This window comes from Variovorax sp. Varisp36 (assembly GCF_047304235.1).
Taxonomy (GTDB): Bacteria; Pseudomonadota; Gammaproteobacteria; order Burkholderiales; family Burkholderiaceae_C; genus Variovorax.
The window spans coordinates 53,366-76,620 of the sequence record NZ_JBGLYU010000003.1 but is presented as its reverse complement, the minus strand read 5'-3'; the positions used below and the strand labels follow the sequence as shown (position 1 = coordinate 76,620).

The following is a 23,255-nucleotide window of genomic DNA, read 5'->3' as shown; positions in this document are numbered from 1 at the left end:
GCGGAGCCGGTTCCGCGGTGTTCCTGGAATAGTCAGCGCTGGAGTAGCGGCAGCAGCGCCTGTTGCCAGGCCAGTCCGAGCAGGGCCGCGCCGAGCACCACCGGGATCACCCCGGCCTTGAAGCGGAACAGCGCCACGGCGGCGATCAGCCCGATCGCCGCCGATGCCGCGTCGAAGCCACCGCCCGCGCCCTTCGGCCACAGCACGTGCCAGGCGAAGAACACCGCGAGGTTGACGATCACGCCCACCACGGCCGCCGTGATGGCCGTCAGCGGCGCGGTGAGCTTCAGGTTGCCGTGCGTCGATTCGATGAACGGCCCGCCCAGCAGGATGAACAGGAACGATGGCAGGAAGGTGAAGAAGCTCACCACCGTCGCCGCCACCGCGCCCGCCAGGAACAGCGACTGCCCACCGAACAACGCCTGGTTCCAGCCGCCCACGAAGCCCACGAACGACACCACCATGATCAGCGGCCCCGGCGTGGTTTCGCCCAGCGCGAGCCCGTCGATCATCTGCGTGGCGCTGAGCCAGCCGTAGTGGTCGACCGCGCCCTGGAACACGTAGGGCAGCACCGCATAGGCGCCGCCGAAGGTCAGCAGCGCGGCCTTGGTGAAGAACCAGCCCATCTGCGTGAGCGCGCCGTGCCAGCCGAACAGTGCCGCGAGGGCGCCGATGGCGACGAGCCACAGCGCGAGGAACACGCCCAGCACGCGCAAGAAGCGGCCCCAGCCGAAGCGCGCATGCGCGGGCGTCGGCGTGTCGTCGTCGATCAGTGCGGGACCGACCGAGGCGGCCGCCGCGGCGTGAGCGCCGCCCGGCGCGAAGCGCTCTGGCGCCACCCGGCTGCCAAGGTAGCCGATGGCCCCCGCCACGAGCACGATCAGCGGAAACGGCACGCGAAGCGCAAAGATCGCCACGAAGGCGGCCGCCGCGATCGCCCAGAGCCAGGCGTTCTTCAGCACCCGCGAGCCGATGCGCCAGGCCGCGAACAGCACGATGGCCGTCACCGCAGGCTTTACGCCGTAGAGCAGCCCCGCCACCGCCGGCACCTGTCCATACGCCATGTAGACCCACGACAACGCGATCAGGATGAACAGCGACGGCAGCACGAACAGCCCTCCCGCCACGATGCCGCCCCAGGTGCGGTGCATGAGCCAGCCGATGTAGGTCGCAAGCTGCTGCGCCTCGGGGCCGGGCAGCACCATGCAGTAATTCAGCGCATGGAGGAATCGCTTCTCCGAGATCCAGCGGCGGCGCTCCACCAGTTCCTGGTGCATCAGCGCGATCTGCCCGGCAGGCCCGCCGAAGCTGATGAAGCCCAGCTTGAGCCAATAGCCGAAGGCCTGCCAGAAGCTGACGGGGACGGGCGGCTCGGCAGGCGCTTCGGAGGAGGACATCGGCTGACTTTCGTGTTTCGCTATTTCAGGAACGCGTCGTAGGCGGTCTTCAGGATCAGCGCGCTCACCACCACGATGAACACCACCCGCACGAAGCCCGCCCCGTGCTTCAGCGCAACCCGCGTGCCGAGCAGGCTGCCCGCCACGTTGGCCACCGCCATCACCAGCCCGTAGTGCCACCAGACATGGCCCTTGGCAGCCAGCAGGATCAGCGCCGCGGCGTTGGTCAGCGTGTTGATGATCTTGGCCGAGGCCGAGGCGTTGAGGAAGTCGTAGCCCATCCAGCGCACGAACAGGAACACCAGGAAGCTCCCCGCGCCCGGCCCGAAGAAGCCGTCGTAGAACCCGATCGACAGGCCGATGGTGCAGGCCGCCAGCGTCTCGGCCCGGCCGGAGAAGCGCGGCGCATGCATCCGCCCCATGTCCTTGCGCGCCAGCGTATAGAGCAGCACGCCCAGCAGGATGACCGGCAGCGCCCGGCGCAGGAAGTCGCCCGGGAATAGCGTGACGCCCCAGGCGCCCAGCATCGAGCCGGCGAAACCGAGCACCGCGGCAGGCCAAAGCGCGCCCCAGCGCATCTGCACCCGCTGGCTGAACTGGGCCGCGGCGGCTGCCGTGCCCCAAATGGACGCACTCTTGTTGGTGCCCAGCAGCGTTGCCGGCGTCGCGCCCGGGAACACGGCAAACAGCGCCGGCACCAGGATCAACCCGCCTCCGCCCACGATCGAATCGACAAAACCCGCGAGCAGCGAAGCGCCCGTCACCACCAGCATTTCCATGGCGGCGATTGTCTCACTCGTGGCGCTATCGAAAATATAGCTTCATGTGCACGCGTGGCCTTTGTGGGAGGTCAATTTGGCACTGAGGAAAAACCCTTCGGGCACGGCGCGCGCGGGCATAAAAAAGGCGCCGACCAGCGGCGCCCTTCAAAGTCAAACACGGCATCTCGTACGGAGCCTTGGAAGCATTTTTATAGTTGCTCGAGATTTGTCTCCTCGGACCCTCGGCAGCACGAGCAGGGCCCGTTCGCGAGTGCGCAGACTTTAGGGGGCGCACCGCCTCAGTGCATTGGGAATTACCCGCTTTGCCGGCCCGGAAAGCCCGATTCGCAAACCAAAGTGTTTCCGATGGTTAACGGCGCGGCACAATTCATGCACGCGCGGTCAGGCCCCGATCTTGCACATCAGGAAGAACCCGGGAGTCGCCCACCCGACGGAGGAAGCATGCCATCCATGTCCGAAAGCGAACGCATCGCCCTCGCCGCGCGCCTTCATGTGGCGCTTCGGCGAAAGCACGGGCGCGTGACCGACACCGAATGGATGGCCACCAACGCCGAATACGCCGCCGAGATCGTGCGCATGACGCGCGCGCATGCCGCGGACACCAGGGACGAGGAGCTCTACCAGCTCGCGATGCGGCTCGAACAGGCGATGGAACCTTTGGCTCGGGCCAAGCGGCTGGCGGCGCGGCAGCCCGACGGCGCCCTGCCCACACCCACTCGCCACGCGGACGGACTGGGCTGACGCCTTCCTGCCGCGGCGCTGTTCAGGACGCGGCCAGCGCGGCCTTGCGGATCGACTGCAGCGTGCTGCCCGGCGTGATCGCTTCCGGATCGAGCAGGCAGTGCAGGATCGCCGGCTTGCCGCTCGCACGCGCACGGGCCAGCGCGGGGCCGAACTCTTCGGTGCTGGTCACGCGTTCGCCGTGGCCGCCGAACACTTCGGCATAGCCGCGGAAATCGGGGTTCTTCAATTGCGTGGCGCTGATGCGGCCGGGATAGTGTTTTTCCTGGTGCATGCGGATCGTGCCGTACATGGCGTTGTCCAGCAGCACCACGATGATCGGCAGGCCGTACTGCACGGCGGTGGCGAACTCCTGGCCGTGCATCATGAAGTCGCCGTCGCCCGCGAACACGACCACCTCGCGCTGCGGCCACAGCCTCTTGGCGCCGACGCCGGCCGGCAGGCCGTAGCCCATCGAGCCGCTGGTGGGCGCGAGCTGGCTCGCGAAGGCGCGGAACGGCCAGAAGCGGTGCACCCACGTGGCGAAGTTGCCCGCGCCGTTGCAGAAGATGGTGTCGGCCGGCAGCACTTCGCGCAGGTGCCGCATGACCTCGCCCATCTGCAGCGGGCCGGGAATGCGGATGGGGGCCGGGTCGCTCCAGCGCAGGAAGTCTTCGCGTGCGGTCTTTGTCTCTGCCTGCCAGGCCGGCGCTTGCGCGGGGCGCAGCGTGGACACCGCTTCGGCGAACGCCCGCGGCGTGGCGTGAATGCCCTGCGCGGGGCGGTAGAGCTTGCCGAGCTCGTCGGCATCGGCGTGCACATGCACCAGGGCCTGCTTCGGTTGCGGGATCGCCAGCAGTTCGTAGCCTTGCGACGGCACTTCCGACAGGCGCCCGCCGACCAGCAGCACGAGGTCGGCATTGCGGATGCGCTCCAGCATGCGCGGGTTGGCGCCCAGGCCCAGGTCGCCCGCATAGCAGGGGTGCTCGGCCGACATCAGCATCTGGCGGCGGAACGAGCAGTACACGGGCAGCGAGAACGCGGCCGCGAAATCAGCGAACTGCAGCGCCGCCTGCTCCGACCAGCGGCTGCCGCCGAGGATGACCACCGGGCGCTGCGCCTGCGACAACCGCTGCTGCAGCTCGGCGAGCTGCGCCGCGCCGGGATGGGTTTCGGTCACCGCGTAGGGCTGCGCGTCGGCCACCGCTGCGGCCTCGGTCAGCATGTCCTCGGGCAGCGCGATCACCACCGGCCCGGGTCGGCCGGAGGTGGCGACATGGAAGGCACGCGACACGAGCTCGGGCACACGCGCCGGATCGTCGATCTGCACCACCCACTTGGCCATGGTGCCGAACACCGCGCCGTAGTCCAGCTCCTGGAAAGCCTCGCGGCCCATGGCGTCGCGCGCGACCTGGCCCACGAACAGCAGCAGCGGCGTCGAGTCCTGGTGCGCGATGTGCACGCCGGCCGCCGCGTTGGTGGCGCCGGGGCCGCGCGTGACGAAGCAGATGCCGGGCTGGCCCGTGAGCTTGCCCTGCGCCTCGGCCATCATCGCCGCGCCGCCTTCCTGGCGGCACACGGTCACGTCGATCGAAGCGTCATGCAGCGCGTCGAGCACGGCCAGAAAGCTTTCGCCGGGCACGCAGAACAGCTGCCTGACGCCGTGGGTGATGAGCTGGTCGACCAGGATCTGGCCGCCGGTGCGGGAGGAAGTCATGCTGTGTCCAATGGAATGAAGGTGTTGGGTCTTGCTCCTTCCCCCTCTGGGGGAAGGCTGGGATGGGGGCAAGCGGCGTGGGATGAGCCGACGGCAATTGACATGCCGCCTGCCCCCATCCCAGCCCTCCCCCAGCGGGGGAGGGAGAAATGCGGGGTCATTCGAGGGCTTCGCATGCAGCAGCGATGCGCTGGCATGCCTCTTCCAGCTGCGCCATCGACGTCGCATACGAGATGCGGAAATACGGCGCCAGCCCGAACACGCTGCCCGGCACCACCGCCACCTCGAAGTCCTGCAGCAGGTAGCGGCAGAAGTCGCTGTCCGTCTGCAGCAGCGTGCCGCCGCGCGTGCGCTTGCCGAGCACGCCGGCGCAGTTGGCGAAGGTATAGAACGCGCCTTCGGGCACGCGGCAATGCAGCCCCGGCGCGCGGTTCAGCGCGGCCACCACGAAGTCGCGCCGCGCCTGGAAGTCGGCGCAGCGCCCGGCCACGATCTCCTGCGGCCCGGTCAGCGCTTCGATGGCCGCGGCCTGGCTGATCGACGAAGGGCACGAGGTCGTCTGGCTCTGCACCACGGCCATCGCCGCGACCAGCGCGCGCGGCCCCGCACCGTAGCCCACGCGCCAGCCGGTCATCGCATAGGCCTTCGATACGCCGTTGACGGTCAGCGTGCGTTCGCGCAGGCGCGGCTCTACCGCCACGGGCGTCGCGAAGGCCAGCCCGTCGTAGAGGATGTGTTCGTAGATGTCGTCGGCCAGCACCCACACCTGCGGATGCCGCAGCAGCACCTCGCACAGCGGCTTCAGCTGCGCCGCGCTGTAGGCCGCGCCGCTCGGGTTCGACGGCGAATTGACGAACAGCCAGCGCGTGCGCGGCGTGATCGCCGCCTCGAGCTGCGCGGCATCGAGCCGGAAGCCATTCGCCTCGGTGCACGCCACCGGCACCGGCACACCGCCGCAGATCTGCACGATGTCGGCGTACGAGGTCCAGTACGGCGCGGGCAGGATGACTTCATCGCCCGGGTCCAGGCTGGCCATCAGCGCGTTGAAGATCACCTGCTTGGCGCCTGCGCTCACGCTGATCTCGTCGAGTGCAAAGTCGAGCGCGTTGTCGCGCTTGAACTTCAGCTGCACTGCCGCCTTCATCGCCGGGCTGCCGTCGAGCACCGTGTAGCGCGTGTCGCCCCGCCCGATGGCGCGCACCGCCGCGTCGCGCACATTCTGCGGCGTGTCGAAGTCGGGCTCGCCCGCGCCCAGCACGATCACCGGACGGCCCGCGCGCTTGAGCGCGTTGGCGTGGTCGGTGATGCGCAGGATTTCCGAGACGCCGATGGCGCGCACGCGCTGCGCCGGCGAGAAGACGACAGTGTCCGTGGTCACTTGGCGTAGGCCTCCAGTGGCTTGTCGTTGGGTTCGAGCATCAGCTGCTTGAGCGCCGTGCTCATCGGCAGGTTCAGGCTCGTGTTCTTCGGCGGGATGGCCGCCACGAACCACTTGGCGTAGATCTTCTCCAGGTCGCCGCTCTTCATCATGCGGCGCAGCGAATCGTCCACCGCGGCCTTGAAGGCCGGGTCGTCCTTGCGGAACAGCAGCGCGATCGGCTCCGAGCCCAGCGGCTCGCCCACGATGCGGTAGGCCGCGGGGTTCTTGGAGTTCGCGATGATCCCGGCCAGCAGGTTGTCGTCGAGTACGAAGGCGTCGGCGCGGCCCGACTCCATCAGCAGAAAGCTCTCGAGGTGGTCCTTGCCGAGCATCGTGTTGTACGAGACATTCTGCGCGCGCTCGCGCTTGCGCAGCAGCTGCACGGCGGTGGTGCCGGTCGATGCCGACACGTTGCGGCCCGCGAGCTGGTCGAGGTTGGCGATGCCCGAGTCGACCTTGGTCGCCATGCGCACTTCGCTCACGTACGTGGTGAGCGCGAACGCCACCTGCTGCTGGCGCGCGGTGTTGTTGGTGGTGGGGCCGCAGCCGATGTCGAGCGTGCCGTTCTGCACCAGGGGGATGGTGTTCTGCGCGGTCACGGCCATGTATTCGAGCTTCGCCTGCGGCACGATGTCCTTCAGCACGCGCTCGCACAGCTCGACGTGGTAGCCCACGTACTTCTCGCCCGCGCCCAGCATGTAGGCCATCGGCGGCGAGGCTTCGCGCACGCCGAGCACCACCTTGCCGCTGGCCTTGATCTTGTCGAGCGTGCCGCCGGCGGTTTGCGCGGCGGCGCCCAATGCGAACGCGAGCGATGCTGCGGCGGCGATGGTCTTGAATCTCGTCCTCATGTCTTCTGTCTCCTGGTGGTTATTCTTGATTCGCGAGACATCGCGGAACCAGCTTCGCCGGGCCGCAGATGCCGCCCCCCAAAGGGGGTTGGCGCAGCAACACGAAGTGCGCGAAGCCTGGGGTGAGTCTTACTCTCCGATGTCGAAGGTCACGCCCTGCGCCAGGGGCAATGCCGTCGAGTAGTTGATGGTGTTCGTCGCACGGCGCATGTACGCCTTCCAGCTGTCGGAGCCGGCTTCGCGGCCGCCGCCGGTTTCCTTCTCGCCACCGAAGGCGCCGCCGATCTCCGCGCCGCTCGGGCCGATGTTGACGTTGGCAATGCCGCAGTCCGAGCCCGAGCTCGACATGAAGCGCTCGGCCTCGCGCACGTTCAGCGTGAAGATCGACGACGACAGGCCCGCGCCCACCGCGTTGTGCCATTCGATGGCCTCATCGAGCGAGCTGTAGCGCACCACGTAGAGGATGGGCGCGAAGGTCTCGCGCAGCACCGGGCCGTCGTGCGTCTTCAGCTCGACCAGCGCGGGGCGCACGTAGTACGCGTCCTTGGTGCCGAGGCCTTCGACGCGCTGGCCGCCGTGCACCGTGGCGCCGGCCTCACGGCTTTCGCCGAGCGCCTTCTGCATGCCGTCGAAGGCTGCGCGGTCGATCAACGGGCCGACCAGCGTGCCGGCCTCGCGCGGATCGCCCACCTGCACGTTGCCATAAACCTTCGCAAGCTTGGGCACCAGCGCGTCGTACACGCTGTCGTGCACGAACAGGCGGCGCAGCGTGGTGCAGCGCTGGCCGGCCGTGCCCATGGCAGCGAACGCGATGCCGCGCAGCGTGAGGTCGAGGTCGGCCGAGGGCGTGACGATGGCCGCGTTGTTGCCGCCGAGTTCGAGAATCGCGCGGGCGAAGCGCGCGGCCAGCTTCGGTCCCACCTGGCGGCCCATTGCCGTCGAGCCGGTGGCCGAGAGGATCGGCACGCGATGGTCATCGACCAGCACCTCGCCGATGTCACGCTGGCCCAGCAGCAGGCCGAGCAGGCCCTCGGGCGCATCGCCGAAGCGCGCGACGGCGCGCTGCGCGATGGCATGCACGGCCAGTGCGGTCAGCGGCGTCTTCTCGGAAGGCTTCCACACCACCGAGTCGCCGCACACCAGCGCCAGCGCCGCGTTCCACGACCACACGGCCACCGGGAAGTTGAAGGCCGAGATCACGCCGCACACGCCCAGCGGATGCCAGGTTTCCATCATGCGGTGCTCGGCGCGCTCGGTGGCCAGCGTGAGGCCGTAGAGCTGGCGCGAGAGACCGACCGCGAAGTCGCAGATGTCGATCATTTCCTGCACTTCGCCCGCACCTTCGGACGGAATCTTGCCGGCCTCGAGCGTGACGAGGCGGCCGAGGTCGGCCTTGGCGGCGCGCAACTCTTCGCCGAGCAGGCGCACCAGCTCGCCGCGGCGCGGGGCCGGCACGCTGCGCCAGGCCTTGAAGGCTTCGTGCGCGTGGCCGATGGCAGCGGTGGCCTCGGCCGGCGTGGTCTGTGGCACCTGTGCGATGACCTCGCCGCTGACCGGCGAGCGCACCGTCAGCGTGCCCCCGGTGTGGGCCTCGGGGGGCACGCCCAGGCGCTGCAGCAGCTGCTCGACTTCGGTGGCGACGGAGGGGGAGGTGTTGGCTTCGGACATGGACGCGCTCCGGGAAGGAGGAGAAAGGAGGACCCGGCCAATATCTGCGAATCCCGCGCGCTTGCCTAGTGAAAATATGGAAGGACCTGATGCGTTTCAGGAATGAACTCGCACGGTTCATGTGCGGCTGGCGCACCAACCGGGCGGCCGCCATCACCCACAGCACCACCAGCACGCCGTTGCTCGCGGCGAACAGCACCAGCCGGTGGATCACGTGGTTGTAGGTCAGGTGCACCACGCTGTGCAGCGCGCGCAGGCCGACGTACGCCCAAGCCAGCCAGATCGCCGTGGGCGTGGGCAGCACCGCTACATAGAAGAGCAGGCACACCACATAGAACAGCACCGGCAGCTCCAGCAGGTTCATGTAGTTGCGATTCGGGATGCGCACGGCGTCGGGCACGGCCGCCGATTCGCCCAGCTTGAAATCGATGCCCCGGACCTCGCGGCGCCGCACGGCACGATGCGCACGATGGGGATGAGCAGCAGCACCAGGCCAGTGAGGCCGGCGAGGGCGAATACGGGGTAGAGGATCGAGGGGTTGTTCATGAATGGGACTCCTCGCGCGGACACGAGGAAAGCTGAAATTTCCGCTCGATATGATGCCCGCGACGCCTCAGCGTCAAGAACTAAAAAAGGGAGTAACAGTGACGACAGAAGCAATCTCGGTCGGTCGAATCCAGCATTCGGCACCGACCTTCATGCTCTATGGGCGCATCGCCGCAGCACCCATAGGCAAAGTTGGCAAGCCGCATCCAAGCTTGCACATTTCGCTCATCATTGACGACGCATACAACGGCATCACCGTCATTGACGGGCAACCCTCGCCGCGCTTCTCAAAAGCGTGATGGGCTACGTTCCCGAGCTCAGAGTCGCGGGCTACCAGACGCCCGGCTGGGAAGAGCCCATGCCGCTGCACTTCTTCAAAGGTGAGGCGATCCGATGAAGCCCGGCTGGCGTCTCGGGCTGAATGTTGCCGCCTGGACCGTGGCGATCCCGATCCTGGGGATCATCGGCTCGGTGCTTGGCAAGACGATGTTCCGCTCGGGCGAAGCCGAAGTGATCATGGCCCACGCCATAGAGGTGGTGCTCGTTCTGTGGGCGGCCGTCATTTATTGGCGCTGCGTTCCTTCGACACCGAGCGTGCTGCGGCGCGCGATCTACCTTGCGCTTTTTGCGGCGACGATGCTTGTCGTGGGCTACTTCGCACTGGGCGCGGCCGTCATGGTCGTCGTCTTGCTCTTCGGCCTCTGACTTCAGGCCGGAGCCTCGGGCAGGCTGATGCGCTGCCCAGCTGGCGAGCTTGCCAGGCTCTGCGCCGGCCTCCTCAACGTCGCATCGAACGGATTGATCTTCGGCCCGATGGCCGCTGCCTCTCGCTTGAGCAACTCGACCACGGTCGGCATCCGGTCCGCATTGAGACGGTCGGCGATCGTGCCCACGCTCAATGCCGCCACCGCGCGCCCTTCGCGGTCGAGGATCGGCACCGCCACGCCCGCCATGCCTTCGAGCAGCCCGGTGTTGCGCCCGGCATAACCCGCCTGGCGCACGCGCTCGATCTCGGTGCGCAGGTACACCTCGTCGTACACGCCGTACTCGCGCACGCGCGACAGGTTGAAGCGGATCACTTCCTCGCGCTCGGCCTCGGGCAGGAAGGCCAGGATCGCCAGCGCGCCCTGCCCCACACCCAGCGCGATGCGCCCGCCGATGTCGCCGGTGAACGAGCGGATCGGGAACGGCCCTTCGCTGCGGTCCAAGCAGATGGCGTCGAAGCCGCTGCGCGCCAATAAGAAGATGCTGTCGCCCAGGCTCGCGCACAGGCGCAGCAGCACGGGCCGGCAGATGGAGCGCAGGTCGCCCGGGTTGCCCGCGCTCGCTGCGAGCGCGAAGAAATCGATGCTCAACCGATAGAGCTTGCTGCGCTCGTCCTGCTCGACCATGCCTTCGGCCATGAGCGACTGCAGCAAACGGTGCGTGGTGGCCTGCGTGAGGCCCACGGAACGTGCGATCTGGGTCACGCGACCGCCCTCGCCCTGCACCGCGCCGAGCGCGCGGATCACCGAGAAGACGCGCGGCACGCCGCCGCTGGCCGCCGATGGGGTTTCCATACCTTGCTCCTGTGGAATTCAATCTATCTATTAAGACAATCATATTCCATTGAACGGAATAAATTGAATAAAGATTCTGATTAATGGAATACCCGAAGCGAACTGGCGCATTCATTGCAATAGAGTGAATTGAAATCGGCAAGTGGTCCATGGCACGCACCAAGGTGTCGCACGCCCCTTTTGCCACCGACAGAAAGGCTTTCCCATGTCATTCCTCCGGCTCACCGACGTGACCAAGTTCTATGGCTCCGCCCGCGCGGTGTCGGCCATGAACCTCACGGTAGAAAAGGGCGAGTTCGTCTCGCTGCTCGGCCCTTCGGGCTGCGGCAAGACCACCACGCTGCAGATGATTGCGGGCTTCGAGGCGGTGAGCAGCGGCCGCATCGAGCTCGCGGGCAAGGACATCACGCATGCCAAGGCCAACACGCGCGGGCTGGGCATCGTGTTCCAGACCTATGCCCTGTTTCCGCACATGACGGTGGCCGACAACGTGAGCTTCGGCCTCGAGATGCGCAAGATGCCCAAGGCCGAGCGCGCCGAACGCGTGAAGCAGGCGCTGGCGCTGGTGCACCTCGAAGCGCATGCCACGCGCTATCCGCGCGAACTCTCGGGCGGCCAGCGGCAGCGCGTGGCGCTGTCGCGCGCGCTGGTGATCGAGCCGCCGGTGCTGCTGCTCGACGAGCCGCTGTCCAACCTCGACGCCAAGCTGCGCGAGGAGATGCAGTTCGAGCTGCGGCAGATCCAGCGCAAGGTCGGCACCACCACGGTGATGGTCACGCACGACCAGAGCGAGGCCATGTCGATCAGCGACCGCGTGGTGGTGATGGAAGGCGGCTGCGCCACGCAGATCGACCATCCGCAGCGCGTGTACGAACACCCGAGCACGCGCTTCATCTCCACCTTTGTCGGCAAGGCCAACCTGCTCGATTGCCGCGTGTCCGGCAGCGGCGCCGCGCGCACCTGCGTCGAAGTCGGCGCGCTCTCGCTCGACGTGGACGACACGGGCTTCGGCGTCGACACGGCCGCGCTGCTGAGCGTGCGGCCCGAGAAGCTGCAACTCGTGCCGACGAGCCGGGGCCGGCTCGACGGCGAGGTGCAGGAACGCTTCTTCCTCGGCAGTCAGTGGCTCTACCGCGTGGCCACGCCCATCGGCGACCTCACGGTGCTGAGCCCCAACGATGGGCGCGATGCGCTCGAAGAAGGCGCCCGCACCGGCATCGACTGGCCGGCGCACTGCATGCGGCTGCTGCCCGCGGACGCCACCGCGAAGGCCGTGATGGCATGAGCACCTTGCAGAACAAGGCCACGCCCTGGTGGCTCTCCGGCCCCGCGCTACTGCTGTTCAGCGCGCTGCTGCTGGTGCCGCTCGCACTCACGGCCGTGCTGTCGTTCAACGTGTACGACCCGGCCACCGGCCCGAAGTCCGGCGAGTTCACGCTGGCGCACTACGCGCTGGTGTTCTCCGACTCGTACTACCTCGGCATCTTCTGGCGCACCTTCTGGATCTCGGGCCTGGTCACGCTGATCTGCGTGCTCGTCGGCGCGCCCGAGGCCTACGTGCTGAGCCGCATGCGCAACCCGTGGCGCTCGGTGCTGCTGCTGGTGGTGCTCGCACCGCTGCTCGTGTCGGTGGTGGTGCGCGCCTTCGGCTGGAGCATGCTGCTCGGGCCCGAGGGCGCGGTGAACGCGCTGCTGCAATTGCTGGGCGTCGGGCCCGTGAAGATCCTCTACACCAACACGGCTGTGATCATCGCGCTGGTGCACGTGATGCTGCCCTTCATGGTGATCCCGGTGTGGACCTCGCTGCAAAAGCTCGACCCCGGCGTGGAGAACGCGGCGCTCTCGCTCAATGCCACGCCCCTCACCACGCTGCGGCGCATCGTGCTGCCGCAGGTGATGCCGGGCATTCTCTCGGGCAGCCTGATCGTGTTCGGCCTGGCCGCGAGTTCGTTCGCGATTCCCGGCTTGCTCGGCGGGCGCCGGCTGAAGATGGTCGCGACCATCGTCTACGACGAATACCTGAGCGAACTCAACTGGCCGCTGGGCGCGGCCGTGGCGCTGGTGCTGCTGGTGGCCAACCTCGTGGTCATGCTCAGCTACAACCGCCTGGTCGAAGGCCGCTACAAGAAGGCATTGGGATGAAAAGAAACGGCCCCATCGCCCTCGCGTTCAACGCGCTCGTCATCACCTTCATGCTGGCGCCGCTGGTGATCGTGTGCATCGTGGCGTTCACGCCGGAGAACACGCTGACCATTCCGACCACCAGCTTCTCGCTGCGCTGGTTCAAGGCGGTGTTCGCGCACCCCGACTTCATGCAGTCGTTCTGGAACAGCCTGTGGCTCGCACTGAGCTCGGCCACCATCGCCACGCTGCTCGCAGTGCCGGCCGGCATGGCGATCACGCGCTACGCATTTCCGGGGCGCGACTTCCTCAACGGCCTGTTCCTCTCGCCGCTGATCGTGCCGCACCTGGTGCTGGGCGTGGCGCTGCTGCGGCTGTTCGCGCTGGTCGGCGGCACGGGCAGCTTCGGCTGGCTGGTGATGGCGCATGCGCTCATCGTCACGCCCTACACGCTGCGGCTGGTGGTGGCGGCGCTGGTGGGCTTCGACCGCAGCGCCGAGCAGGCCGCGCTGTCGCTGGGCGCGAGCCAGGCCACGGTGTTCCGCCGCATCACGCTGCCGATGATCCTGCCGGGTGTCACGGGCGGCTGGATGCTGTCGTTCATCAACAGTTTTGACGAAGTGACGATGTCGATCTTCGTGACCGCACCGAGCACGGTGACGCTGCCGGTGCGCATGTACATGTACGCGACCGAGTCGATCGATCCGCTGATGGCCGCGGTGTCAGCGCTGATGGTGGCCGTCACGGCCTTCGCAATGGTGCTGCTCGACCGTGTCTACGGACTCGACCGCGTGCTGGTGGGGCGCAGATAGATGACCATGACTGCACACGCCCTGCTTCACCGCGTGGCCGAGAAAAGCGGGCGCGAAGCCGTGCCCTTCACCCTCGATGGCGCGCCCGCGAGCGCGCTGGCCGGCGACACCGTGCTGACTGCCGTGCTCACGCAATGCGACCAGCTGCGGCGCAACGAATTCAGCGGCCTTCCGCGCGCGGGCTTCTGCATGATGGGCGCCTGCCAGGACTGCTGGATTGCCACGGACGAAGGCGAGCGGCTGCGCGCCTGCTCGACCTTCATCGCGCCGGGCATGGCGCTGGTCACCGGAAAGAACGGCGCATGACGAAGGCAGACGCAATCCGCCCCGTGATCGTCGGCGCCGGCCCGGCCGGTGTGCGCGCCGCGCAGACACTGGTGGCGCATGGCCTGCGGCCCGTGGTGATCGACGAGGCGCCGCGCGCCGGCGGGCAGATCTACCGCCGCCCGCCCGCCGGCCTCGCGCAGCGCACGGCGCGAACGCTCTATGGCTTCGAGTCGACGCGCGCCGATGCCGTGCACGCGGCCTTCGACGCGCTGCAGGGCCGCATCGAGCATCTGGGCGACAGCCTGGTGTGGAACGCCCAGGACCATCGGCTCGACGTGATGCACAACCCCACGCGCAGCAACCGCCGCGTGCCCTACAGCCACCTGATCGCGGCGACGGGCGCCACCGACCGCGTGCTGCCGGTGCCGGGCTGGACGCTGCCCGGCGTCTACACGCTGGGCGGCGCGCAAGTGGCGCTCAAGTTCCAGGGCTGCGCCATCGGGCAGCGCGTGGTGTTCATGGGAACGGGGCCATTGCTGTACCTCGTGGCTTATCAATATGCGAAGGCCGGCGTGAAGGTGGCCGCGGTGCTCGACACCGCGCGCCTTGCCGACCAGCTCGCGGCCACACCCGCGATGCTGACCCAGCCCGCGGTGTTCGCGAAGGGCGTGTACTACGTCGGCTGGCTGCGCGCGCACGGCGTGGCCTTGCACAGCGGCGTGCGTCCGTTGCGCGTGCTCGGCGACGAACAGCAAAGCCGCGTGACCGGCGTGGCCTGGCAGGACGGTGCCGAAGAACGCACGCTGGCCTGCGACGCCGTCGGCTTCGGCTACGCGCTGCGCTCCGAAACACAGCTGGCCGACCTGCTGGGCTGCCGCTTCGACTACGTGCCGCTGCACCGCGCGCACCTGCCGGTGCGCGATGCGGCTGGGCGCTCCAGCGTCGAGGGCGTGTACCTCGCGGGCGACGGCGCCGGCATCATGGGCGCGGACGCGGCCGAGTGGGCGGGCGAACGAGCGGCGCTGGCGCTGCTGGCGGACAACGGCGTGGCGGTCGATACGGCACGCGCAGCCGAACTCGAACGCAGGCTGCACAAGCTCGCTGGCTTCCGCCGGGGCCTCGAACGCGCCTTCCCGGTACCGCAGGACTGGGCCGCGCATGCGCCCGACGAGCTCGTGATCTGCCGCTGCGAAAACGTCACGGCGGGCACCTTGCGCCAGACCGTCGCCACGGCCGGTGCCGACGAGCTGAACCGGCTCAAGGCCCTGTCGCGCGTCGGCATGGGCCGCTGCCAGGGCCGCATGTGCGGCGTGGCCGCGGCCGAGATCCTCGCGCATGCGACGCAGCAGCCGCTGCAGCAGGTCGGCCGCCTGCGCGGGCAGGCGCCGATCAAGCCGATCCCGATCCGGCTCGTGCCCGCCGAGGGGGCCGACGCATGAGCGCCGCGCCGGGCCGCACCAAGCAAGCGCGCACCGCAGCGCGAAGCGCGGAGGTTATTGAATGAGCTCGATCAAGAAGTTGCAAACCGACGTCGCCATCATCGGTGGCGGCATCGTCGGCTCCTCCGCCGCGCTGGCCTTGCGCCGCATGGGCGCCAGCGTGGTGCTTCTCGAGCGCGACCTCTGCGGCTCGCGCTCCAGCGGCGTGAACTTCGGCGGCGTGCGCCGGCAGGGCCGCTCCCTGAGCCAGTTGCCGCTGACGCAGCGCGCGCACCGCATCTGGGGCCGGCTGCCCGAGCTGCTGGGCACCGACGGCGAATACGTCCGCTCGGGCCATTTCAAGATCGCGCGCAGCGAAGCCGACATGGCCTCGCTGGAGCGCTATCGCGCGATGAGCAGCGACTTCGACCTGGGCCTCGAACTGATCTCCGCCACGCGCCTGCGGCAGCAATGCCCCTGGCTCGGCACCCGCGCCGTGGGCGGCTCGCTGTGCGCGGAAGACGGGCAGGCCAATCCGCGTCTCGTGTCGCCGGCCTTCGCGCTGGCGGCGCAGCGCGCGGGTGCGCTGGTCTTCGAGCGGCACAAGGTCGACGAGGTCGCGCACGACGGCGCCACGTTCATGGTGCGCAGCGGCAACGCGCTCGAAGTGCAGGCGCCCCTGCTGCTCAACTGCGCGGGCGCATGGGCCGGCGCCATCGCGGCGCAGTTCGGCGAGAAGCCGCCGATGTTCTCGCGCAGCCCCATGATGGCAGTGACCGAGCCGGTGCCGCACTTCATGCAATGGAGCCTCGGCGTGGAAGGCGGCGGCATCTACTGCCGGCAGGTGGCTCGCGGCAACCTCGTGATGGGCGGCGGCACGGGCATCACGCTCGATGCCGAACGCGCTCGCGCCGAAAGCGACGCCATCGCCGTGCTCGCGCGGCAGGCCGTCGAGCTGCTGCCCGCGCTGCGCCACGCGCACATCATCCGCACCTGGGGCGGCACCGAAGGCTACCTGCCCGACCGCGAACCAGTGCTCGGACCGAGCCGCACCACACCGGGGCTGTTCCACGGCTTCGGCTTCGCGGGTGCGGGCTTCCAGATCGGCCCGGCCGCCGGCGAAGTGCTGGCCGATCTGGCGCGCGACGGCCGCAGCGACACGCCCATCGACGCCTTCGCCATCGAGCGCTTCGACGAAGAACCCGTTTCCCCATCCCTCGCCGCTTCCCCCACCTGAACTGATTGGAGAGCATCACCATGTCCCGCACCGCCAAGTCCCCCTTCCTCCTCGCCGCGCTGCTCGCAGCCGCGGGCATCGCCAGCGCGCAGACCAAGACCATCTACATCGGCATGAACGGCGGCACCATGGAGAAGGCGTACACGCAGTACGTGTTCCCCGCCTTCGAGAAGGCCTACGGCGCGAAGGTGGTGGTGGTGCCCGGCACCTCCTCCGACATCCTCGCGAAGGCGCAGGCCAACAAGGACAAGCCGCAGATGCACGTGATGTTCCTGGACGACGGCATCATGGTGCGCGCCATCGGCATGGGCCTGTGCCAGAAGCAGAAGCCCAGCCAGTCCCTCAGCGAGATCTACCCGGCCGCGCGCTTCAAGGACGACATGGCCAGCGGCGTGAGCCTGGGCATGACCGGCCTCGCCTACAACGCCAAGATGTTCAAGGAAAAGGGCTGGGCGCCGCCCACCTCGTGGATGGACCTGGCCGACCCGAAGTACAAGGGCAAGGTGGTGTTCCAGTCGATGTCGTCCTCGTCCTTCGGGCTGCACGGCTTCCTGATGTTCAACCGCATCCAGGGCGGCAACGACAAGAACGTGGAGCCCGGCTTCAAGGCCTGGCCCACCACGATCGGGCCGAACGTGCTGGAGTACATCCCCAGTTCGGCCAAGCTCTCGGAGATGGTGCAGACCGGCGAAGCGGCGATCTTCCCGCTCACGCCCACGGCCGTGGCCGCGCTCAAGACCAAGGGCATTCCGGTCGAGTACGCACCGCCCAAGGAAGGCGCCGTGGTGCTCATGGTCGGCCAGTGCGTGATCGCCAACAACAGCGAGCCCGAGCTGTCGCAGAAGCTCGCCGAGTTTTTGCTGAGCCCCGTGGCTCAGGCCAACGTGCTGCAGTACGGCGCGCAGATCCCGACCAACCCCAAGGCCCCGGCCGTGGGCGAAGGCGCGGCGCAGGTGGCGGACATCAACAAGTGGATGAAGACCGCCGTCACCATCGACTGGGAAAGCATCAACGCGAACCGGCCGGCGTGGAACGCGCGCTGGAACAAGACCATCGAGCGTTGATGCGACACGCCGCGGCGTTCGTACACCGCGGCGCGCCCGGCCTCAGCTCTTCACGAATGCCAGCAGGTCGGGGTTGATCACGTCCGCATGCGTGGACAGCATGCCGTGGGGGTAGCCCTCGTAGCTCTTCAGCGTGCCGCGCTTGAGCAGCTTGGCCGCGAGCGGCCCCGAATTCGCATAGGGCACGACCTGATCGTCGGTGCCGTGCATCACGAGCACCGGCACGTCGATCTTCTTCAGGTCTTCGGTGAAGTCGGTCTCGGAGAAGGCCTTGATGCACTCGTAGTGCGCATTGGCCGCGCCCATCATGCCCTGCAGCCACCAGCGGTCGATGAGGCCCTGCGAGACCTTCGCGCCCGGCCGGTTGAAGCCGTAGAACGGGCCGGTGGGTATGTCGATGAAAAACTGCGTGCGGTTGGCCGTGAGCGCGGCCCTGAAGCCGTCGAACACCTCCATCGGCAGGCCGCCGGGGTTGGCCGCTGTCTTGAGCATGATGGGCGGCACGGCGCCCACCAGCACGGCCTTGGCCACGCGGCCCGGTTTGGCGCGCGCCACGTAGCGCGCCACCTCGCCGCCGCCCGTCGAATGGCCGATGTGCACGGCGTCCTTCAGGTCCAGCGCGTCGGTCAGCGCCGCCACGTCCGACGCGTAGGTGTCCATCTCGTGCCCGCCCGCGGTCTGCGAGGAGCGGCCGTGGCCGCGGCGGTCGTGCGCGATCACGCGGTAGCCCTTGCCGATGAAGAACAGCATCTGCGTGTCCCAGTCGTCGGCGCTCAGGGGCCAGCCGTGATGAAAGACGATGGGCTGCGCGTTGCGCGGTCCCCAGTCCTTGTAGAAGATGTTCGTGCCGTCCTTGGTGGTGACAAAGCTCATGGGGGATTCTTTCGTGTGGTCAGCGTGCTTTTGCGCGGCAGCCGCGCTCGAAGTACCGAGGGCGGACACGGTCGCGATGCCGGCCGCGCCGGCCAGAATACGCCGCCGCGAGGCGCCTGTCGCGGGGGTCGTCTTGATGTCGGACATGCTTCTTTCCAGGGCAGGGTTGTTGGGCAGCGAAAGCGGAATTGCCTCGCCGGACAACGCACTGTCGGCTAAACGGCGCGGCAAATCTTGAACAAAATGCCTGCGCCTTTCACGTTGTGACCCTGCGCGCGACCTCAGCGGTTGTCTTCGACGATCCAGCCTGCTGCCTTCTCGGCCATCATCAATGTCGGGCTGTTGGTGTTGCCGCTGGTGATGGTCGGCATCGCGCCGGCATCGACCACGCGCAGGCCCTGCACGCCGCGCACGCGCAGCCGCGAATCGAGCACGGCCATCGGGTCGCTCTCGGCGCCCATCTTCGTGGTGCCGACCGGATGGAAGATGGTGGTGGCGATGTCGCCGGCCAGCCGCGCGAGATCTTCGTCGCTCTGGTACTGCACGCCGGGCTTCCATTCCTGCGGGTTGTACTTGGCCAGTGCGGGCTGCTCGGCGATGCGGCGCGTCACGCGCAGCGAGTCGGCTGCCACCTTGCGGTCTTCGTCGGTGCTCAGGTAGTTGGGCGCGATGGCCGGCGCATCTTCAAAGCGCTTGCTCTTGATGCGCACCGAGCCCCGGCTCGTGGGGTTGAGGTTGCACACGCTCGCGGTGAAGGCCGGAAAGCTGTGCAGCGGATCGCCGAAGGCATCGAGCGACAGCGGCTGCACGTGGTACTGCAGGTTGGGCCATTCGTGCTCGGGCGAGCTGCGCGTGAAGGCGCCCAGCTGCGAGGGCGCCATGCTCATCGGGCCGCTGCGCTTGAGCAGGTATTCGAGGCCGATCTTTGCCTTGCCGACCATCGACGAGGCCATCACGTTGAGCGTGGGCGCGCCGGCGATCTTGTAGACCGCGCGGATCTGCAGGTGATCCTGCAGATTGGCGCCGACGCCAGGGGCATCGAGCACCACGTCGATGCCGTGCTGGCGCAGCAGCTCGGCCGGGCCGACGCCCGAGAGCTGCAGGATCTGCGGCGAGCCGATGGAGCCTGCGCTCAACACAACCTCGCGCGACGCGGTCGCGGTGGTCATCTCGCTGCCGTTCCACACTTCCGCGCCCGTGCAGCGACGCGTGCCGTCGGGCAGCGTCTCGAACAGCAGGCGCGAGACCTGCGCGCCGGTCCAGAGTTCGAAGTTGGGCCGGCCGTAGCAGGTCGGGCGCAGGAAGGCCTTGGCGGTGTTCCAGCGCCAGCCGTTCTTCTGGTTGACCTGGAAGTAGCCCACGCCCTCGTTGCTGCCGCGATTGAAATCGGTGGAGTGCGGCACGCCGGCCTGCACCGCAGCTTCGGCAAAGGCGTCGAGGATGTCCCAGCGCAGGCGCTGCTTCTCCACCCGCCATTCGCCGCCCGCGCCGTGCATCTCGTCGGCGCCGAGGTAGAAGTCCTCGTGCTTCCTGAAGGCCGGCAGCACGTTTTGCCAGCGCCAGCCGTCGTCGCCGGTGAGGTCGGCCCAATGCTCGTAGTCACGCGACTGGCCGCGCATGTAGATCATGCCGTTGATGCTGGAGCAGCCGCCCAGCGTCTTGCCACGCGGGTAGCGCAGCACGCGGCCGTTGAGGCCGGCGTCGGGCTCGGTGCTGTAGAGCCAGTCGGTGCGCGGGTTGCCGATGCAGTAGAGGTAGCCGACCGGAATGTGGATCCAGTGGTAGTCGTCCTTGCGGCCGGCCTCGATGAGCAGCACGCGCTTGCTCTTGTCGGCACTGAGCCGGTTCGCCATGAGCGAGCCGGCAGTGCCGGCGCCGATGATGATGTAGTCGAAGGTGGTGTCGCTCAATTGGTTGTCTCCTTCTGCTCGTTCTTATTTGCCCACGGCGCCCCACCGCGCCGTTGCCATTTGCCAGTACCAGTGCTCCCGCGGAACCGGCTCCGCCGGGCCGCCGGGAGCGCCCCCTTGAGGGGGGATGCGAGCGACACGAAGTGCGCGAGAGTCGGGGGTGAGCCTATTTTGCCGTCGGCATCACGAACTCGGCGCCCTTGCCGATGCTCTCGGGCCAGCGCTGCATGATCGACTTCTGCTTGGTGTAGAAGCGCACGCCCTCTTCGCCATAGGCGTGCATGTCGCCGAACAGCGAGCGCTTCCAGCCGCCGAAGCCGTGCCAGGCCATCGGCACCGGGATCGGCACGTTGATGCCCACCATGCCCACCTGGATGCGGCGGCCGAACTCGCGCGCCACGTTGCCGTCGCGGGTGAAGCAGCTCACACCGTTGCCGAACTCGTGCGCGTTGATCAGGTCGACCGCGTCCTTGAAGTTGGCCACGCGCACGCAGCCGAGCACCGGGCCGAAGATCTCTTCCTTGTAGATGCGCATCTCGGGGGTGACGTGGTCGAACAGCGTGCCGCCCATCCAGAAGCCATCGCCGCAGCCTGCGCCTGCCTTGTTGCCGTCGAACTCGCGGCCGTCGACCAGCAGCTTCGCGCCTTCCTTCTGGCCCAGATCGATGTAGCCAGTGATGCGCTCATGCGCGGCGCGCGTGACGATCGGGCCCATCTCGGCCGCGAGGTTCTCGCCATCGAGCACCTTCAGCGTCTTCGTGCGCTCGATCAGCTTGGGCAGCAGCTTGTCCGCCACGTCGCCCACCAGCACCGCCACCGAGATGGCCATGCAGCGCTCGCCGGCCGAGCCGTAGCCCGCGCCGATCAGCGCGTCCACCGCCTGGTCGATGTCGGCGTCGGGCATGACCACCATGTGGTTCTTCGCGCCGCCCAGGGCCTGCACGCGCTTGCCGTGGCGGGCGCCGGTCTCGTAGATGTAGTTGGCAATCGGCGTGGAGCCCACGAAGCTGATGGCCTTGACGTCGGGGTGCTCGAGCAGCGCATCCACCGCCGCCTTGTCGCCCTGCACGACGTTGAACACGCCGTCGGGCAGGCCGGCTTCCTTCAGCAGCTCGGCCATGCGCAGCGATGCGCTCGGGTCGGTCGGGCTGGGCTTGAGCACGAAGGTGTTGCCGGCGGCAATCGCCACCGGGAACATCCACATCGGCACCATCACCGGGAAGTTGAAGGGCGTGATGCCGGCGACCACGCCCAGCGGCTGGCGCAGCGTCCAGTTGTCGATGCCGGTGCTCACCTGGTCGGTGAAGTCGCCCTTGAGCAGCTGCGGAATGCCGCAGGCGAACTCGACGATGTCGATGCCGCGCGAGACCTCGCCCTGCGCGTCGGTAAACACCTTGCCGTGCTCGGCGGTGATGAGGTGGGCCAGCTCGTCCTTGTGCTCGTTGAGCAGTTGCAGGAACTTGAACATGACGCGCGCGCGGCGGATCGGCGGCGTGTCGGCCCAGGCCGGGAAGGCGGCCTGCGCGGCGGCCACGGCAGCCGAGACCTGCGCGGCGTCGGCCAGGCCGACCTTGCCGGTCACGGCGCCGGTGGCGGGGTTGGTCACGTCCTGGCTGCGGCCGGAGGTGTTGGCGGCGGGCTTGCCGCCGATGAAATGATCGATGGAGGTGGGCATGGAGAAGGCTTTCGCTGACGCAGAAGAATGAGGGGGTGCGGCCAGTTTAGGCAGCACCTCGGCGCGCGCCTAGACGCGAAGCTTGAACTTATTGTTCATCCTGCTGAACAATGGATACATGAAACCCCAAAATATCGAAGCGCTCTGGACGCACCTGCACTGGCTGACGGTGCTCGCGCAGCAGGGCAGCTTCACGGCGGCGGCGCTGCGCCTGGGCGTGAGCAAGGCCGCCATGAGCCAGCGCATCGCCGAGCTGGAGCGCGCGGCCGGTGCGCCATTGGTGCAGCGCACCACGCGCAGCGTGCGGCTCACCGAGGCCGGCCAGCGGCTGGTGGAAGACATGCGCGGCCCCTTCGAGCAGATCGCCCACAGCTTCGCCGGCGTGCGCGACCTCGCGGGCGTGCCGCGCGGGCTGGTGCGGGTGACGGCGCCGGTGGCCTTCGCGCGCCAGCAGCTGGTGCCCCGGCTGGCTGACTTCCTGCGCGCGCAGCCCGAGGTGCGCATCGAGCTCGACCTGTCGGACCGGCTCAGCTCGCTCGCGATGGAAGGCTTCGATCTGGCCATCCGCCACACGGCCGCGCCGCCGGACACGCACGTGGCCTGGACGCTGTGCGAGACCCGCTCGGTGCTGGTGGCCAGCCGCGCCTACCTGCGCCGCCGCGGCACGCCGCGCGAGCCGCAGGCGCTGGCCGGCCACGACTGCCTGCACTACCCGCGTGCGCAGGAAACGCCGACCTGGCATTTCGAGGCCCGCACGCCGCAGAAGGGCAAGGCCGCGGCGCCGCGCATCACGGTGCCGGTCTCGGGACCGCTGGTCGCCAACAACAGCGAGGCGCTGCGCGACGCCGCCCTCGGCGGCCTGGGCATCGCGCTGGTGCCGGACTTCAGCGCCCAATCGGCGCTGCAGTCGGGCAAGCTGCAGCAGGTGCTGCCGCAATGGCGTTCGGTGGGCGCGTTCGGCGAGCGGCTGTATGCCATCCGGCCCTATGCCACGCACGTGCCGCAGGCGGTGACGGCCTTCGTGGCGTGGCTGCGCGAGGCGCTGGCGGCGGGCTTCGCGGCATGAGCGGGCCGCGGCCGGGCCGGAGGCCGGCGCGAATCGTGAAAAAGGAAACCGAAAAACGGCGTCGCGCCCTACGCAAACGAGGGGTCTGCGACACACAGCGCACGGATGCACCCGGTTACGATGCGCGCATCCAGCCCTGCACCTGTTAACTT

At 68.3% G+C, this 23,255-nt stretch carries 22 protein-coding genes and 1 pseudogene; 12 read left to right on the top strand and 11 right to left on the bottom strand.

The window, feature by feature from the left end; genetic code table 11:
* Nucleotides 1–32 precede the first annotated feature (32 nt).
* Both chrA and ACCD11_RS03145 read right to left on the bottom strand, forming a co-directional pair.
* A complete protein-coding gene (gene chrA / locus ACCD11_RS03150; protein WP_007833544.1) occupies nt 33–1,397 on the bottom strand; it encodes a chromate efflux transporter in 1,365 nt (454 codons plus the stop codon).
* A gap of 20 nt (nt 1,398–1,417) precedes the next feature.
* On the bottom strand, nt 1,418–2,176 hold the full coding sequence (locus ACCD11_RS03145; protein WP_056587939.1) for a TSUP family transporter: 759 nt from the start codon (nt 2,174–2,176) through the stop codon (nt 1,418–1,420).
* Between the two features lie 444 nt (nt 2,177–2,620).
* On the opposite strand from ACCD11_RS03145, the gene ACCD11_RS03140 reads away from it, so the two are divergent.
* Nucleotides 2,621–2,920, top strand: coding sequence for a hypothetical protein (locus tag ACCD11_RS03140; protein ID WP_413312313.1), 300 nt, complete (start codon nt 2,621–2,623; stop codon nt 2,918–2,920).
* 22 nt (nt 2,921–2,942) lie between these two features.
* On the opposite strand, the gene ACCD11_RS03135 is transcribed toward ACCD11_RS03140, so the two are convergent.
* The 4 genes from ACCD11_RS03135 to ACCD11_RS03120 all read right to left on the bottom strand — a co-directional run bounded on the left by ACCD11_RS03135 (nt 2,943) and on the right by ACCD11_RS03120 (nt 8,555).
* On the bottom strand, nt 2,943–4,616 hold the full coding sequence (locus ACCD11_RS03135; protein WP_413312312.1) for a thiamine pyrophosphate-binding protein: 1,674 nt from the start codon (nt 4,614–4,616) through the stop codon (nt 2,943–2,945).
* A 157-nt stretch (nt 4,617–4,773) separates the two neighbouring features.
* Nucleotides 4,774–5,994: a pyridoxal phosphate-dependent aminotransferase gene (locus ACCD11_RS03130; protein ID WP_413312311.1), complete on the bottom strand. Its 1,221-nt coding sequence runs from the start codon at nt 5,992–5,994 to the stop codon at nt 4,774–4,776.
* Nucleotides 5,991–6,887: an amino acid ABC transporter substrate-binding protein gene (locus ACCD11_RS03125; RefSeq protein ID WP_007833528.1), complete on the bottom strand. Its 897-nt coding sequence runs from the start codon at nt 6,885–6,887 to the stop codon at nt 5,991–5,993. Before ACCD11_RS03125 ends, ACCD11_RS03130 begins: the two co-directional genes overlap by 4 nt.
* A 129-nt stretch (nt 6,888–7,016) precedes the next feature.
* A complete protein-coding gene (locus tag ACCD11_RS03120; RefSeq protein WP_413312309.1) occupies nt 7,017–8,555 on the bottom strand; it encodes an aldehyde dehydrogenase family protein in 1,539 nt (512 codons plus the stop codon).
* An 89-nt stretch (nt 8,556–8,644) separates the two neighbouring features.
* On the opposite strand from ACCD11_RS03120, the gene ACCD11_RS03115 reads away from it, so the two are divergent.
* Nucleotides 8,645–8,779 (top strand): hypothetical protein, encoded by a 135-nt coding sequence (locus tag ACCD11_RS03115; protein WP_413312307.1) that lies wholly within the window; start codon nt 8,645–8,647, stop codon nt 8,777–8,779.
* Here the strand turns inward: ACCD11_RS03115 and ACCD11_RS03110 are convergent.
* A pseudogene (locus ACCD11_RS03110) lies at nt 8,761–8,919 on the bottom strand (MAPEG family protein); the annotation flags it as partial. The gene ACCD11_RS03115 and the pseudogene ACCD11_RS03110 overlap by 19 nt on opposite strands.
* Nucleotides 8,920–9,199: 280 nt before the next feature.
* Here ACCD11_RS03110 and ACCD11_RS03105 point away from each other — a divergent pair.
* Nucleotides 9,200–9,400 (top strand): hypothetical protein, encoded by a 201-nt coding sequence (locus ACCD11_RS03105; RefSeq protein ID WP_413312306.1) that lies wholly within the window; start codon nt 9,200–9,202, stop codon nt 9,398–9,400.
* A 94-nt stretch (nt 9,401–9,494) separates the two neighbouring features.
* Entirely contained in the window at nt 9,495–9,806 is a 312-nt protein-coding gene (locus tag ACCD11_RS03100; RefSeq protein ID WP_413312304.1) for a hypothetical protein, read from the top strand.
* A gap of 2 nt (nt 9,807–9,808) precedes the next feature.
* Here the strand turns inward: ACCD11_RS03100 and ACCD11_RS03095 are convergent, their stop codons facing one another.
* A complete protein-coding gene (locus ACCD11_RS03095; RefSeq protein WP_007833523.1) occupies nt 9,809–10,660 on the bottom strand; it encodes an IclR family transcriptional regulator in 852 nt (283 codons plus the stop codon).
* 205 nt (nt 10,661–10,865) lie between these two features.
* On the opposite strand from ACCD11_RS03095, the gene ACCD11_RS03090 reads away from it, so the two are divergent.
* The 7 genes from ACCD11_RS03090 to ACCD11_RS03060 all read left to right on the top strand — a co-directional run bounded on the left by ACCD11_RS03090 (nt 10,866) and on the right by ACCD11_RS03060 (nt 17,579).
* Nucleotides 10,866–11,945, top strand: a complete 1,080-nt coding sequence (locus tag ACCD11_RS03090) for an ABC transporter ATP-binding protein (protein ID WP_007833514.1) — start codon at nt 10,866–10,868, stop codon at nt 11,943–11,945.
* Nucleotides 11,942–12,802, top strand: a complete 861-nt coding sequence (locus ACCD11_RS03085) for an ABC transporter permease (RefSeq protein WP_413312301.1) — start codon at nt 11,942–11,944, stop codon at nt 12,800–12,802. The genes ACCD11_RS03090 and ACCD11_RS03085 overlap by 4 nt, the downstream gene beginning before the upstream one ends.
* Nucleotides 12,799–13,593, top strand: coding sequence for an ABC transporter permease (locus tag ACCD11_RS03080; RefSeq protein ID WP_413312299.1), 795 nt, complete (start codon nt 12,799–12,801; stop codon nt 13,591–13,593). Before ACCD11_RS03085 ends, ACCD11_RS03080 begins: the two co-directional genes overlap by 4 nt.
* Nucleotides 13,594–13,899: a (2Fe-2S)-binding protein gene (locus tag ACCD11_RS03075; protein ID WP_007833505.1), complete on the top strand. Its 306-nt coding sequence runs from the start codon at nt 13,594–13,596 to the stop codon at nt 13,897–13,899.
* Complete coding sequence (locus ACCD11_RS03070) at nt 13,896–15,299, top strand: FAD-dependent oxidoreductase (RefSeq protein WP_413312297.1); 1,404 nt, start codon at nt 13,896–13,898, stop codon at nt 15,297–15,299. The genes ACCD11_RS03075 and ACCD11_RS03070 overlap by 4 nt, the downstream gene beginning before the upstream one ends.
* A 61-nt stretch (nt 15,300–15,360) precedes the next feature.
* Nucleotides 15,361–16,515 carry an NAD(P)/FAD-dependent oxidoreductase gene (locus ACCD11_RS03065; protein WP_413312296.1) on the top strand — a complete coding sequence of 385 codons (1,155 nt, stop codon included), beginning with the start codon at nt 15,361–15,363 and terminating at the stop codon, nt 16,513–16,515.
* Between the two features lie 20 nt (nt 16,516–16,535).
* A complete protein-coding gene (locus ACCD11_RS03060) occupies nt 16,536–17,579 on the top strand; it encodes an ABC transporter substrate-binding protein (protein ID WP_413312295.1) in 1,044 nt (347 codons plus the stop codon).
* A gap of 42 nt (nt 17,580–17,621) precedes the next feature.
* Here the strand turns inward: ACCD11_RS03060 and ACCD11_RS03055 are convergent, their stop codons facing one another.
* From ACCD11_RS03055 to ACCD11_RS03045, 3 genes are all read right to left on the bottom strand, one after another.
* Nucleotides 17,622–18,452, bottom strand: coding sequence for an alpha/beta fold hydrolase (locus tag ACCD11_RS03055; RefSeq protein ID WP_007833495.1), 831 nt, complete (start codon nt 18,450–18,452; stop codon nt 17,622–17,624).
* Nucleotides 18,453–18,733: 281 nt separating this feature from the next.
* Nucleotides 18,734–20,362, bottom strand: a complete 1,629-nt coding sequence (locus tag ACCD11_RS03050; protein ID WP_413312293.1) for a GMC family oxidoreductase — start codon at nt 20,360–20,362, stop codon at nt 18,734–18,736.
* Between the two features lie 166 nt (nt 20,363–20,528).
* On the bottom strand, nt 20,529–22,037 hold the full coding sequence (locus ACCD11_RS03045; protein ID WP_413312292.1) for a CoA-acylating methylmalonate-semialdehyde dehydrogenase: 1,509 nt from the start codon (nt 22,035–22,037) through the stop codon (nt 20,529–20,531).
* Between the two features lie 118 nt (nt 22,038–22,155).
* On the opposite strand from ACCD11_RS03045, the gene ACCD11_RS03040 reads away from it, so the two are divergent.
* Nucleotides 22,156–23,103, top strand: coding sequence for a LysR family transcriptional regulator (locus ACCD11_RS03040; RefSeq protein ID WP_413312290.1), 948 nt, complete (start codon nt 22,156–22,158; stop codon nt 23,101–23,103).
* The last annotated feature ends 152 nt before the right edge of the window (nt 23,104–23,255 follow it).

What these genes read in the sequence shown, in the direction of transcription:
- ACCD11_RS03085 (WP_413312301.1), top strand. Translation starts at nt 11,942, where the DNA reads ATGAGCACCTTGCAGAACAAGGCCACGCCCTGGTGGCTCTCCGGCCCC.
- ACCD11_RS03140 (WP_413312313.1), top strand. Translation starts at nt 2,621, where the DNA reads ATGCCATCCATGTCCGAAAGCGAACGCATCGCCCTCGCCGCGCGCCTT.
- ACCD11_RS03040 (WP_413312290.1), top strand. Translation starts at nt 22,156, where the DNA reads ATGAAACCCCAAAATATCGAAGCGCTCTGGACGCACCTGCACTGGCTG.
- ACCD11_RS03090 (WP_007833514.1), top strand. Translation starts at nt 10,866, where the DNA reads ATGTCATTCCTCCGGCTCACCGACGTGACCAAGTTCTATGGCTCCGCC.
- ACCD11_RS03060 (WP_413312295.1), top strand. Translation starts at nt 16,536, where the DNA reads ATGTCCCGCACCGCCAAGTCCCCCTTCCTCCTCGCCGCGCTGCTCGCA.
- ACCD11_RS03135 (WP_413312312.1), bottom strand. Translation starts at nt 4,616, where the DNA reads ATGACTTCCTCCCGCACCGGCGGCCAGATCCTGGTCGACCAGCTCATC.
- ACCD11_RS03115 (WP_413312307.1), top strand. Translation starts at nt 8,645, where the DNA reads ATGCGTTTCAGGAATGAACTCGCACGGTTCATGTGCGGCTGGCGCACC.
- ACCD11_RS03080 (WP_413312299.1), top strand. Translation starts at nt 12,799, where the DNA reads ATGAAAAGAAACGGCCCCATCGCCCTCGCGTTCAACGCGCTCGTCATC.
- ACCD11_RS03120 (WP_413312309.1), bottom strand. Translation starts at nt 8,555, where the DNA reads ATGTCCGAAGCCAACACCTCCCCCTCCGTCGCCACCGAAGTCGAGCAG.
- ACCD11_RS03145 (WP_056587939.1), bottom strand. Translation starts at nt 2,176, where the DNA reads ATGGAAATGCTGGTGGTGACGGGCGCTTCGCTGCTCGCGGGTTTTGTC.
- ACCD11_RS03095 (WP_007833523.1), bottom strand. Translation starts at nt 10,660, where the DNA reads ATGGAAACCCCATCGGCGGCCAGCGGCGGCGTGCCGCGCGTCTTCTCG.
- ACCD11_RS03100 (WP_413312304.1), top strand. Translation starts at nt 9,495, where the DNA reads ATGAAGCCCGGCTGGCGTCTCGGGCTGAATGTTGCCGCCTGGACCGTG.
- ACCD11_RS03055 (WP_007833495.1), bottom strand. Translation starts at nt 18,452, where the DNA reads ATGAGCTTTGTCACCACCAAGGACGGCACGAACATCTTCTACAAGGAC.
- ACCD11_RS03065 (WP_413312296.1), top strand. Translation starts at nt 15,361, where the DNA reads ATGAGCTCGATCAAGAAGTTGCAAACCGACGTCGCCATCATCGGTGGC.
- ACCD11_RS03075 (WP_007833505.1), top strand. Translation starts at nt 13,594, where the DNA reads ATGACCATGACTGCACACGCCCTGCTTCACCGCGTGGCCGAGAAAAGC.
- chrA (WP_007833544.1), bottom strand. Translation starts at nt 1,397, where the DNA reads ATGTCCTCCTCCGAAGCGCCTGCCGAGCCGCCCGTCCCCGTCAGCTTC.
- ACCD11_RS03125 (WP_007833528.1), bottom strand. Translation starts at nt 6,887, where the DNA reads ATGAGGACGAGATTCAAGACCATCGCCGCCGCAGCATCGCTCGCGTTC.
- ACCD11_RS03045 (WP_413312292.1), bottom strand. Translation starts at nt 22,037, where the DNA reads ATGCCCACCTCCATCGATCATTTCATCGGCGGCAAGCCCGCCGCCAAC.
- ACCD11_RS03070 (WP_413312297.1), top strand. Translation starts at nt 13,896, where the DNA reads ATGACGAAGGCAGACGCAATCCGCCCCGTGATCGTCGGCGCCGGCCCG.